This window comes from Cytobacillus depressus, from assembly GCF_008923245.1.
Lineage (GTDB): Bacteria > Bacillota > Bacilli > Bacillales > Cytobacillaceae > Cytobacillus > Cytobacillus depressus.
Genome location: NZ_WBOS01000003.1, coordinates 80,152 through 93,318 on the forward strand (window position 1 = coordinate 80,152; position 13,167 = coordinate 93,318).

At 39.4% G+C, this 13,167-nt stretch carries 8 protein-coding genes; all 8 read left to right on the forward strand.

All coding sequences use genetic code 11. The features are described 5' to 3' along the window. Positions 1-779 precede the first annotated feature (779 nt). On the forward strand, positions 780-5,531 hold the full coding sequence (locus tag F7731_RS09265; RefSeq protein ID WP_151534505.1) for a S8 family serine peptidase: 4,752 nt from the start codon (positions 780-782) through the stop codon (positions 5,529-5,531). A 544-nt stretch (positions 5,532-6,075) separates the two neighbouring features. Then, positions 6,076-6,822, forward strand: coding sequence for a YveK family protein (locus F7731_RS09270; RefSeq protein WP_151534506.1), 747 nt, complete (start codon positions 6,076-6,078; stop codon positions 6,820-6,822). Beyond that, positions 6,806-7,507 (forward strand): CpsD/CapB family tyrosine-protein kinase, encoded by a 702-nt coding sequence (locus tag F7731_RS09275; protein WP_281352242.1) that lies wholly within the window; start codon positions 6,806-6,808, stop codon positions 7,505-7,507. The genes F7731_RS09270 and F7731_RS09275 overlap by 17 nt, the downstream gene beginning before the upstream one ends. A 102-nt stretch (positions 7,508-7,609) precedes the next feature. After that, the gene (locus tag F7731_RS09280) at positions 7,610-8,377 is read left to right on the forward strand and encodes a tyrosine-protein phosphatase (RefSeq protein ID WP_151534507.1); all 768 of its coding nucleotides are present in this window, start codon (positions 7,610-7,612) and stop codon (positions 8,375-8,377) included. A 287-nt stretch (positions 8,378-8,664) separates the two neighbouring features. Further along, positions 8,665-10,485: a polysaccharide biosynthesis protein gene (locus F7731_RS09285; RefSeq protein WP_151534508.1), complete on the forward strand. Its 1,821-nt coding sequence runs from the start codon at positions 8,665-8,667 to the stop codon at positions 10,483-10,485. A gap of 171 nt (positions 10,486-10,656) precedes the next feature. After that, positions 10,657-11,787, forward strand: a complete 1,131-nt coding sequence (locus F7731_RS09290) for a DegT/DnrJ/EryC1/StrS family aminotransferase (RefSeq protein WP_151534509.1) — start codon at positions 10,657-10,659, stop codon at positions 11,785-11,787. Beyond that, complete coding sequence (locus F7731_RS09295) at positions 11,787-12,422, forward strand: sugar transferase (RefSeq protein ID WP_151534510.1); 636 nt, start codon at positions 11,787-11,789, stop codon at positions 12,420-12,422. The genes F7731_RS09290 and F7731_RS09295 overlap by 1 nt, the downstream gene beginning before the upstream one ends. A 16-nt stretch (positions 12,423-12,438) precedes the next feature. Then, positions 12,439-13,074 (forward strand): acetyltransferase, encoded by a 636-nt coding sequence (locus F7731_RS09300; RefSeq protein WP_170289668.1) that lies wholly within the window; start codon positions 12,439-12,441, stop codon positions 13,072-13,074. Positions 13,075-13,167: the final 93 nt, after the last annotated feature.

Genomic DNA, 13,167 nt, shown 5'->3' on the forward strand with positions numbered 1-13,167 from the left:
AGAACTAGAAATAAGTAAAAAAACGGATATTCAACACGCGAAATGTCGAAAGTTCCTTGTGGGAATAAATGTAGAAAAGTAGGGGTGTAGCATTATATTGTGATAAAACAGCAATGTGATTTCTACATTTTTAAAACATAAGTAAGGGGTGATTAGACCTATTGGCTCACTGGATAAAAGAAGATAATCTTGATTAAATGGAGAGATTTGGATTGAAGTAGAGAAAGAGTGTGTCATTTGTGCTATCGGCATTATTTGCTGAGTGCGTCGGCTCAAACAGCATTTGCTACTGAAGGACAAGCTAACAACCTAAATGTCAAAAACAGTACAAATGTATTTAAAGTCATTAACACGGAGGAAATTTACAAAAAATTCGCTAGGGAAAAGGATTTAAAATTGGATCCTGTTTATCATGAAAATGATAAGGTTCGTATTATTGTAGAGGTAGAAGGGGAGCGCCCAATAGAATACGCCACTAAGAAAAACACCTTCTTTATCAAGAGCTGCCACAAAAATATAATATAACCTTCATAAGTCAGTTTCAGTCAAAACAAGATAAAGTCCAAAGAGATAATCAAAAGGAATTAACTTTTTGAACCCCTTCAAAACTGCTGTCAATGGTTTCGGTAGTGACTCTGTTATGGGGAAATTGAGGGAAAAAGTAGTGTCGGGGAGTCTACAAGAATATTAAAATTTTCAAACGATACACCTAAAAGAGAAATAATATGTTTAAATGTTTTCAAAATTTTTGTAGGTATGAAAAAAGGGGGAAAAGTTGATTGAAGGGTAAGAAGATTATTAAATTCTTTAGTAGTTTACTAGCTTTTGTGATGGTTCTATCCTTGCTGTCTCCATTCCAGGCATCAGCGAATGAGCAAGGTACGAATTCATTCAAACCTAATGGCCAAAGTGAAAGTAATATGAAGTTAAAAGCGGCGGTCCTCGAACAATTAAATCTGTCAGACGGATTACCGAAGCTTCATAAAGAATTACAGGATTTATCTGGCGATGAAGAAGTGGCTGTTATCGTTCATCTATCAGAAGATCCTGTTGCCCTTGAAAAAGGAATTAGCCAATTAAAAGGCAAAAAATTGACGAGTTCACAAGAAAAAGCAATTACGGATAAAGTAAATCAGCAACAAGTAACTGTTAATAAAGAAATGGTTTCGAAAGGAATATCGTTTAAAAAGGGCTATTCCTTCAATACTGTTTTAAACGGCTTTGCAGCAAAGGTAAAAGCCGATGATCTTGATAAACTACTTAAGGTTAAAGGGGTTACTTTAGTAGAACCAGATGTTACAGTCTATGCTTTGCAAGACTCGAAAACTCCTAACAATACATTAGAACTTGAAAAGATAGATAAAGTGGAAGCATCAATGAATACGAGTATTTCCTTCTTGGGCATTGAAAAGCTATGGAAAGAGGGATATGAAGGTCAGGGCATTAAAGTAGCAGTTCTAGATACGGGAATCGATACGAAACACCCGGAATTTGCTACGAACCTTAAAGGCGGTAAGAACTTTGTTCCTCATGGGAATGATTATGCTCGTCCGCGTGCTGATGATGATCCATCTGAGACGTCACCGCTGGACCGCCCGGCGCATAGACCCAAGTTTGATGCAAGTGGAAGATCATTCTACACAGATCACGGAACGCATGTGGCAGGAACAATTGCTGCAATTGGTGCAAATGAGTATGGAATTAAAGGAATCGCGCCAAAGGTTGACCTTTACGCATACCGTGTTCTAGGTGCATATGGCAGTGGGGAAAATTCAGGTATTATTGCAGCTATTGACACAGCTGTTAAAGAAAAGATGGATGTTATCAACCTTTCACTAGGTGGGGGTTCAAATACGGAAACAGATGCTGGTTCCTTTGCGATTAACAACGCCATGATGGCGGGGACAATCTCTGTTATTGCAACTGGAAATTCAGGTCCAAATCGTGGAACAATGGGGATTCCTGCAACTGCCCGGCTTGGAATTGGGGTTGGTAACACAACAAATCCAGAAACAAGCTACAATGGCAAAGTTCATGTGAAGGCTGGCGACTATGAATATTCGAAACAATTAAATTTAATGGGAACGACCTTTGGTCAAGATCTTGCTGCTCAACTTAATGGTGAGTTTGAATTAGTAGCTGTTCCTAAAGTTGGGGAAGCAACAGATTACAATGGAATTGATGTAAAGGGTAAAGTAGCGCTCATTTCTCGTGGCGAAATTGCCTTCGTTGACAAAATTGCATTCGCAAAGTCAAACGGTGCCATCGCAGCGATTATCCATAACTTTGATGGCGGTACGAATGCACCAAATGAATCAGGAATTTTCCTAGGTGATGGCTTTACCTTCATCCCGACATTTGATATGTCAGTAACAGATGGAGCGGCCATTCGTGAAGCACTTCAGAATGGTTCAGGCACAATAAGTTTTAGTGATTTTGATTCATCCCGTACGCTAGGTGATGAAGTAAGTGACTCAAGTTCACGTGGTCCGTCCACTCCGAACTTCGATATCAAGCCTGATGTGACAGCACCTGGAACGGACATTATGTCTTCTGTACCTGCTTACGGAGCTGACTTCCCAGACGCAGATTACAGTCAATCCTATGACCGTTTTACTGGAACATCTATGGCCACTCCACATATTGCTGGGATTGCTGCACTTGTGAAACAAGCCAATCCAGATTGGACTCCTTTCGATGTAAAGGTAGCTCTATCAAATACCGCAAAACTGCTTAATACGAAAAAATATGATGTGTTCTCGCAAGGCGCTGGACGAGTAGATGCTTATGCAGCTGCGCATCCTAGAGTACTTGCTTATGCTTTAGACACGGCTAATAACGATAGAGAAGTAGTAGAGAATCTAAAAGGAACTGTTACATTCGGCCATCAAAAGCTTGATAAGGACATTTCTGTAACGAAACAAATCCTTGTGAAAGATTTGAAAGGCAAAGGTGGAGAGTTCAATGTAACCGTCGACATGACCAAATCCTTTGGTGATGCAAAAATTGTGATTGATAAGCCTACATTTACATTAGACGGAGAACAATTAATCAATGTTACATTGACTGCATCCAAAAATGCAAACGCAAAACCAAGCGCTGAGGCTCTTGGATATATCCACATTTCAACTGGGGAAAATGATAACACCGTTACTTCACTTTCAGTGAACGAGACGGATATCGCACTTACGACTGATGACACGAAGCAATTAAAGGTAACAGAAGAGGAAACAGTAATCGAAGGGGATTATTTAGATATTTCGCTTCCATTTGCTGCTGAATTAGGCGGAGAAGCGCCAGTGGAAATCCGAAATTTCCAAATTACGGAAACAGATCTTTCTTTTAATGGTGACGGAATAAAGGATAGTGCGTTGCTCACATTCACTGTTACTGGAGATTTAGATACTAACTATATTGAAATTTGGGATATTATGAATCCGGAAGGCGGAGCATATGAGGATGGCTATATCGGTTATCTTCATGCTGGATCATCACTAGCAGCTGGCTCATATAAACTGCCAATAACAGGATTATATAGATCATGGGAAAAACAGGATCCACCACAAGAAATTCCTGATGGGCTCTATACAATTGATATGAGTGCCTTAACAAAATCCGGGAATCCGCGAATGGTTGAAGCTTGGGTTGGACCAATCGTAGTCAAAAAGACAAAACCGGAGATTGCAGCAACATTTGAAAAAGAGAATTTGACAGGAAATATTACAGATAAATACTTAGATTATAATGATGAATTAGCGCAATACGGCCTTGACTATAATATCAATGAAAAGCTTCATGCGTCTTATGTTCTAACGACAGATGATGATACAGGAGAAGAGAGACCTTTCCAACTTGAACAAGATGGATCATTTGAGCTTGAATTAGGTGCACTTACTGAAAATGACACCGTTAAAGTGGTGGTAGTCGATGCAGCAGGCAATAAGGCCGAAGCAACAATTCAAGTACAAGGAACCGCTAATCCAAATCCACCAATAAATGAAGATGAAAATGGGGAAATAGATATAGAAGGAGATGCCTCTGAGGAAGCAGCCGAACCACAAGCAGGTGAAAATAAAGTAAAAATGGCATCTACAGAAGCTGAAGCTCTATCTGAATTAAAATTAATTTCAAAAATTGATAATAAAATGTCCAACGTGCCTAGCGTATCTAAAGAGGGCCCGGTTCGTTACCTTGCCACGGATGAAGAAGATGCTGGCAAAGATGTTACAAATGAGGCTTCATACACAGTCGAGGACGATAGTATTGTAACGGTTTCGGATACGGGTTTAATCACTGCTAAAAAGGCAGGTAAAACGAAAATTACTATTGAGTATGGTGGAAATGGGGAAACCGTAAATGTAACTGTATCAGATCGGCCAGTTGTTAGTCCGCCTGATTCTAGTATACCTGGACCAGTGACACCATCAACTCCTACTCCTGTGAGTATTGATAAAGGGAATATTACAGATCAGGTAAACGATCCTGATAAGAATGAAGTAAAAGTAGAGATTCCAGGTCTGACTAATTCACAGCCGAAAGTAAGTGCACAAGTTCAATCAGATACGCTGGAAGTGTTAGCGAAATCATCTAAGCCGCTTGTTTTCCAATCTGGAAATGTAGAAGTAACTGTCCCGAATAAATTGTTGAAAAATCTTGCCGGAAATACTCCAGATAGCGCAACCATAACTATAGGGGTGACTAAGTCAACAGATATAAATGGTGCAGTATCCGCTATCTATGAGTTTACAATTACAGCTGTAAAGAATGGCCAAACACTGGTGGTTTCTCGATTCTCAGAACCTGTTCAATTATCTGTACCAGTAACAAATACAGTGAAAGATCCACGTAAAGTTTCCGCTTACTATATAAACGAGTCAACAAAAGGTCTTGAATATGTTGGTGGTAAGTATGAGAAAAACAAACTTGTGTTCAAAACAAATCATTTCTCAAAATTTGTTGTTGTTGAAAACGCCAAAACATTTGCGGACATTCAAAAACACTGGGCTAAGGATCCAATTGAAGTATTAGCTTCCCGCACGATTACGAGCGGTAATACTGATACAACATTTAATCCGGAGGGGAAAGTCACACGTGCAGAATTTGCAGTATTAATGGCACGTGCCTTAATTCTCCCAACAGAAAGCTACAAGGGAACATTTAAGGATGTTAAAGAAAGCAAAGCATGGGCGTATCCGGGTATTGAAGCTGCCTACCGTGCTGGAATTGTAACTGGTAAAGCTAAAGACATGTTTGATCCAGACGCAATCATCACTCGCGAAGAGATTGCCACGATGGTTATGCGCGCTGTAAACTACCAAAACGCTTCCCTTGGCAAGAATGTAGATACGTCTACAACATTTGCTGACGATCATTCAATTGGGTCGTTTGCAAAAGACGCGGTTAAACAAGCGGTTGGATTAGGAATTATTATAGGAAAACCTGGTAATAAATTTGATCCAAAAGCAAGTGCGACACGAGCAGAGGCAGCAGTACTTTTATATCAAGCTCTAGACAAATTAGGTGAGTTCTAAAATATGTCAATGAAACAGAGAAGCGGCGGGGCAAGAGTCCTGCCGCTTTTTATAGTCAACTACTTAAAATCCTTCTCCAACAATACATTTCTACTCCATTCTAAAAAGTCATCGCCTTCTCTTAACAAAAAAACTTGGAACGAGTTCCCAAAATACCATTTCCCTTCCACTCAAACTATGATAATATAACTATGTCGTAAGGACCAGATTAGAAAAAGCCTACACCGAAAAAGAGTTCATGTAAATTTCCGCAAATCTTTACATATTTCATCTATAGGTAAATCTAATCCCCATATTCTAAGAAAAAAGTGACCAGCCTCGAAGCTGGTCTTTCCTATGTCCATATGGAGCGTAATAATATTGATATTGTCCACGAGCGGTGTCTGACACCATAATGACACCATAATTATGATAATTTTCCTTGAAAAGGTAGAGATAGGTATTAAAACCCGTTATAATGGGCTTAGCGAAATTTGTAATAATACCAAAATATATGCAAATATATAGAAAAATTTGTAGAATAATAGGTATTTAGGAGGAAGTAATGGAAGAGACAATTAGCCTTAAAGAACTGTTTCAAACGTTGCGCAAGAGGATGTGGCTGATCCTGTCGCTAACAGTAATCGCAGCCTTAGCAAGTGGGATTATTAGCTTTTTCGTTTTAACCCCGGTTTACTCCGCCTCAACCCAATTGCTAGTGAATCAGGCAAGAGGGGAACAGCCGATGTATAACCCTTCGGAAATTCAAACCAATTTACAGTTAATCAATACATATAACGTCATCATCAAAAGTCCGGCCATCCTTGAGTTAGTTCAACAGGAACTAGACTTAGATTCTAGCGTAGAAGCTCTAAATTCAAAAATTTCTGTCGGCAGTCAAAAGGATTCTCAAGTCGTGGCCATCACGGTGCAGGATCCGGATCCGTATATGGCTGCAGATATTGCGAATACGACAGCAAGTGTGTTCAAAAGGGAAATCACGGACATTATGAGTGTAAACAACGTGAGCATTCTAGCGAAAGCAGTTGTTAAAGAGAATCCAACCCCTGTTAAACCGCAGCCTCTACTTAATATTGCGATTGCGATCGTTGTCGGCTTAATGGCTGGGGTAGGTCTTGCATTTTTACTAGAATACTTAGATAACACAATTAAGCATGAACAAGATATTGAAAGAATATTAGAATTGCCTGTGCTCGGGGCCATTACGACGATGGAAGCAGAAAAGCATAGCCCGAGAAAGCGTAGAGAGAAGGCAGAAGTAAGAGGTGAATCCATTGGTTCTCAAGGCTAAAAATAAAAAACAAGTCTCCAATCAACGAAACCTAATCACAATGACGGATTCCCGTTCTCCTGTGTCAGAGCAATATCGGACAATCCGCACGAATATTCAATTCTCATCTGTCGATTCGACGATTAAATCACTAATGGTTACTTCAGCGGGTCCAGCAGAAGGGAAATCAACAACAGTAGCGAACCTTGCCGTCGTTTTTGCCCAACAGGAAAAGAAGGTCCTTTTAATTGATGCAGATATGCGGAAGCCAACCGTTCATTATACATTCCGGGTTCATAACAATCGCGGGCTTACGAATGTCTTAACGAAGCAAGCAACATTGGCAGATGCGATTAACGAGACAGACCAAGAACATCTTTACGTTCTGCCGTCCGGCCCGATTCCACCAAATCCAGCTGAGCTTCTTGGCTCGAAGGCAATGGATGATTTCTTGTCACAAGCATATAAAGAGTTCGATATCATTCTATTTGATACGCCGCCTGTGCTAGCTGTAACTGATGCACAAATTCTTGCGAATAAATGTGATGGCACCATTCTCGTCGTTAGCAGCGGAAAGACAGAAATGGAAGCGGCCACGAAAGCGAAAGAGCAGCTGTCAGCAGCCAATGCTAAGCTGCTAGGAGCGGTTCTAAACCAGAAAAAGGTAAAGGACAGCCATTACTACTATTACTACGGTAGAAACTAGACAAATTTCGACAAGAAAACCCCGTTTCTATATTTATAGGTCTATGGTACTATAAGGCTAATATTGTCTAAATATAGTAAAGAATGAGGGGAGAGATTTGCGTTGATTGATATACATTGTCATATTTTAGCGGAGGTTGATGATGGTTCCAAGGACCTGAATGATAGTCTTGCAATGGCAAAAGCCGCTGTAAACGAAGGGATCCATACGATCATTGCAACTCCTCACCATAAGAATGGCGCCTATGAAAATACGAAAAAGCAAATTTTACATAAGGTTGAAGAATTCAACACAGTCCTGAAGAAGGAAAATATCCCTCTCACCGTACTCCCAGGGCAAGAACCACGAATATATGGTGAAATATTAGAGGATTATCAAAAAGGAGACATCCTCACTTTAGCTAATGGAGGCCAGTATTTATTTATTGAGCTTCCCTCTGGGCATGTTCCACGATACACGGAGCAGCTTCTTTACGAAATCCAAATGGCTGGATTAATCCCGATTATTGTTCACCCTGAACGGAATTCAGAAATGATCGAAAACCCTGACATCCTTTATCAATTAGTCAAGCGGGGTTCGTTAACCCAAGTAACCGCTTCTAGTATTGCAGGCTATTTCGGGAAAAAGATCAAGAAGTTTTCTCTACAATTAATAGACGCTAATCTTACTCATTTTGTTTCATCTGATGCCCATAATATTTCAAATCGATCATTTAAAATGGCTGAAGCCTTCGATGAGATCGAGAAGAAATATGGCATCGATATGATTTATCTATTTACAGAGAATGCCGAGCTCCTTCTAGAAGGAAAGGCCATCTATAAAGAAATTCCATCAAGAGTCAGAAATAAGAAAATCTTAGGGATCTTCTAATATCCAGCGACTACAACGGAATGTCAGTGCTTTCCTGACCGGTGATGCCTCCTAACCGTTAGCAATGGAGGCACTCGGTCATGCTGTGGGGAAGTCATAAGCTTTAACCTTAGGTGCAAGTCATCAATAGTGTGGCGTGAGGGTGGGTTAAATGCCCGTTATTTTTAATTTAGATATCTAATGCTAGAACAGGAGCTTCCTTTTGTTCTAGCATTAGGTATTTATTTTTTTGCCAATTACATAGGTAGATTAGACTATTAAAAATGTCATAGAAGGGGGTTGTAAGATTGACGTATCAAAAACGGCTGACATTATTGTCAATTTTGGATTCATTAATTGTGTTATCGGCTATTTATATTAGCTTGATGACGCTTCATCCAACGACGCAAATATTCCAATCAGAAACAGCTTTGCTTACTTCGATTACCTTGCTTATTAGCCATCATTTTTTTGCTTCTATTTACCGTCTTTATAACAAAGCTTGGGAATATGCGAGTGTCGGCGAACTGATTGCGATTGTGAAGGCTGTTAGTCTTTCAATCATGACAACAGCGATTGTGCAGCAGCTTGTCCTTAATCATGTTTACTTTCGGGCACTGTTAATCGCTTGGATGCTGCATGTATTACTGATCGGCGGCTCACGTTTCTCATGGCGTGTGTATCGTGACCGGTATATTAAAACCGAGATTGCTCAGAAGCGAGCATTAATAATCGGTGCTGGAGCAGCCGGAACGATGCTGGCAAGACAGCTCCTGAAGAATGCCGATGCCGGTATTAAGCCGGTCGGATTCATTGATGATGATGCAAGAAAGCAGAAACTTCAGATTCTAGGACTGCCGGTCATAGGTGATTCAACAAGAATCGCAAAAACAGTTGAAACATTGAAAATCGATAAAATCATTATCGCGATCCCTTCTCTGAAAAAGGAAGAAATGAAGCGGATTTTCGGGGAATGTTCTAGAACGAAAGCAAAGACGTTAATCATGCCAATGATCGAAGACGTCATGCTTGGAAAAGTATCCGTCAGCCAATTCAGAGATGTGCAAGTAGAGGATTTACTAGGCCGCGAGCCAGTTGAACTCGACATTGAAAGTATTTCGAAGCAGGTAAATGGGAAAACCATTCTTGTCACAGGGGCAGGTGGTTCTATTGGTTCGGAAATTTGCCGCCAAGTATGTAAATTCCAGCCGGGAAAAATCATTCTCCTTGGGCACGGTGAGAACTCTATTTATCTAATTGATATGGAGCTTAAGAATACATATAAAGAAGAAATTGAAATTATCCCTATCATTGCAGACATACAAGATCGTCACAGAATATTTGATGTCATAGAACAATATAAACCAGATGTTGTCTATCATGCGGCAGCCCACAAGCATGTCCCGTTAATGGAATACAATCCGAAAGAAGCGGTGAAAAATAATGTGCTTGGCACAAAGAATGTAGCGGAAGCAGCAGATACATTTGGCGTTGGGACATTTGTGCTCGTTTCCTCTGATAAAGCGGTCAATCCAACTAATGTAATGGGATCGACGAAGCGGATTGCAGAGATGGTTATTCAGCAGCTGAACAAGCATAGCTCTACGAAATTTGTAGCAGTAAGGTTTGGCAATGTGCTTGGGAGCAGAGGAAGTGTCATCCCTTTATTCAAAAAGCAAATTCAATCTGGCGGGCCTGTAACCGTCACACACCCAGATATGACACGCTATTTCATGACGATTCCAGAAGCATCAAGGCTTGTATTGCAGGCCGGATCACTCGCTCGTGGAGGGGAGATTTTTGTGCTTGATATGGGTGAGCCGGTGAAGATTGTCGACTTAGCGAAAAATTTAATTAAACTGTCGGGTTATTCAATAGAAGAGATCGGCATTCAATTCTCAGGCATTCGTCCTGGGGAGAAGATGTTTGAGGAATTATTAGGTGAAAAGGAAGTTCATAAGGAAGCTGTGTTTCCGAAGATTTTTATTGGGAAGGCTGTTTTGGAGCAAGAGGAAGAGGTTCAGTATTTGATTGATCGGTTTGATCAGATGAGCTCATTAGATATAAAAGAGTTTGTGATTAATTTAGCAAATCGGAGGAAGAATGGTATTTATTCGATGGCGAACTAACCGATAGTTATTAAACCCTTGCCCAATAATTTGTAATTATTGGGCAAGGGTTTTGTTTGATGCGAAACTACTGATTTAATTTGGTGGGTTAGTAGTTAATCGGACGGTCCAAATTCCTATTAAGTACTAATCTACTAAAAAATCACCTAGCAAAGGAAGGAAGTCAAGAAGATGGAATTGACAAAAGCAAGAGAAAGAATATTTCTCACTTCACCACATATGAGTGATGAAGGTTATGAAATGGATTACATTAAGGAAGCGTTTGATACAAACTGGATTGCCCCACTTGGGGAAAATGTTAACGGATTTGAAAGAGAACTAGCAGAAAAGGTTGGTTCTAAATCTGCTGCGGCACTTTCTTCTGGAACAGCTGCCATTCATATGGCTCTGAAGGCAGCGGGAGTAGGAGAAGGAGATATTGTTTTTTGCCCAACACTGACTTTCTCTGCAACTGCTAATCCAATTATTTATCAAAATGCAATTCCTGTTTTTATAGATAGTAACTATGAAAGCTGGAATATGTGTCCGAAAGCATTGGAAGAAGCATTTGAGAAATATCCAGAGGTAAAGGCAGTTATCGTTGTTCACTTATACGGTTTGTCTGCAGATATGGATAAGATTATGGACATTTGCAAGGAACATAATGTTGCGGTTATTGAAGATGCAGCAGAATCTTTAGGCACTTACTATAAAGGCAAACATACTGGCACTTTTGGTGATTATGGCATTTTCTCTTTTAATGGAAACAAAATTATTACTACTTCTGGTGGTGGGATGCTTGTTTCTGATAATGAAGAGAGAATTGATAAGGTGAGATTTTGGGCTACTCAATCTAGGGATCAGGCAAGGCATTATCAGCATAGTGAATTAGGGTTTAATTATCGCATGAGTAATGTGCTTGCAGGGATTGGTAGAGGGCAGCTTAAGGTGCTGGATCAGAGAGTAGTAAAGAAGAGATATATTTTTGAGTTTTATAAGAAAGAGTTGGGGGGACTTGAAGGGGTTGAGTTCATGCCTGTTAATGAATGGGATGAGCCGAATTATTGGTTAAGTTCGATGGCTTTAAAAGGTAAGATTAGACCGATTGGTGTAATGGAAGCTCTTGAAAGAGAAAATATTGAGTCAAGACCGGTTTGGAAGCCGATGCATATGCAGCCGTTTTTTGAGAAGTATGATTTTGTTGGGGCAGATATAGCAGAGAAGTTGTTTGAGAATGGGGTTTGTTTGCCGTCGGATACGAAGATGCCGGATGGGGATTTGGAAAGAGTTTGTAAGATTATTAAAGGGTTGTGGTTAAAGTAATGAAAAACTCTAAGGGTGGTATTTATAGAAGGTTTATAAAAAGACCGATGGATTTTATTCTATCTCTTGTTGCCATTATAGTACTTAGTCCTTTATTTTTAGTGGTTGCTATTCTTGTAAAAACGAAACTGGGGAGTCCAGTGCTTTTTAAGCAAGAGAGGCCGGGACTGAATGAGAAGATTTTCCCGATGTACAAGTTCCGGACGATGACGGATGAGCGGGATGAGAATGGGGAGTTTCTGCCAAACGAAATAAGACATACTAAGTTTGGTAAGTTTTTAAGAAGTACAAGCTTAGATGAATTACCAGAATTATTTAATATTGTTATAGGAGATATGTCAATAATAGGGCCTCGTCCTCTATTGGTTGAATATTTACCACTTTATAACTTTCATCAAAAGCGAAGACATGAAGTTAGACCGGGTTTGTCCGGGCTAGCTCAGGCAAAAGGTAGGAATTCTTTGTCTTGGGAGGAAAAATTTGATTTCGATGTGGAATATGTAGAAAATGTTAGTTTCACCAATGACATCAAAATCATTCTTTTAACTGTTAAGAAAGTATTTGTACGTGAAGGAATTAATTTTAATAGTGATATAAAAGATACAAAATTTAAAGGTTCAAAGAAAACGTCATAGTCAAATGAGGCTGAAAATGAAGAATATGGTAGTTTTTGGAAGCGGCGGTTTTAGTAAACAAGTAATAGAAATTATCGAACAGTTAAATTTAATTAATCAAGAGTATAAACTAATAGGAATCATAGATGATAATAATAGCTTAATTGGCACTGAAGTTCTAGGTTATGAAGTAATCGGAAACACGGACTTTATTAACCAGTACTCCAAACAGAATGAAATACTTGGTGTTATAGCAATTGCAGATGGAGAAGTAAGAAAACGGATTTCAAGAAAACTGAATGATGTTCAGTGGGTAAATTTAATACATCCAAGTGCAATAGTTAGTAATTATACGAAAATTGGAGAGGGAAACATCATATGTGCAGGTGTTGTAATTAATCCAGATTTTCAGATGGGTAATCATTCTCATATTAATATAGGATCGACTTTAGGCCACGATGTGTCAATGTTAGATTATGTAACTGTTATGCCTGGAAGCAGGATATCAGGGAATGTCACATTAAAGTCAAACTCCATGGTTGGAACAGGATCGACGATCATACAAGGATTAACTATTGAGGAAAATGTAGTATTAAGTGCCGGGGCTGTAGTGACAAAAAATACTGAACCCAATTGTTTATATGTTGGAGTTCCCGCAAAGAAAAAGCTTTAGCTAGTTTACTTTAATTATAAACTATATCTTTTTTAGTAAACTCGAAGCAATTAGGCTATGCAAACTAATAAAACTAAGGTAAGAATTATGTGA

What these genes read in the sequence shown, in the direction of transcription:
- F7731_RS09270 (WP_151534506.1), top strand. Translation starts at nt 6,076, where the DNA reads ATGGAAGAGACAATTAGCCTTAAAGAACTGTTTCAAACGTTGCGCAAG.
- F7731_RS09290 (WP_151534509.1), top strand. Translation starts at nt 10,657, where the DNA reads ATGGAATTGACAAAAGCAAGAGAAAGAATATTTCTCACTTCACCACAT.
- F7731_RS09295 (WP_151534510.1), top strand. Translation starts at nt 11,787, where the DNA reads ATGAAAAACTCTAAGGGTGGTATTTATAGAAGGTTTATAAAAAGACCG.
- F7731_RS09300 (WP_170289668.1), top strand. Translation starts at nt 12,439, where the DNA reads ATGAAGAATATGGTAGTTTTTGGAAGCGGCGGTTTTAGTAAACAAGTA.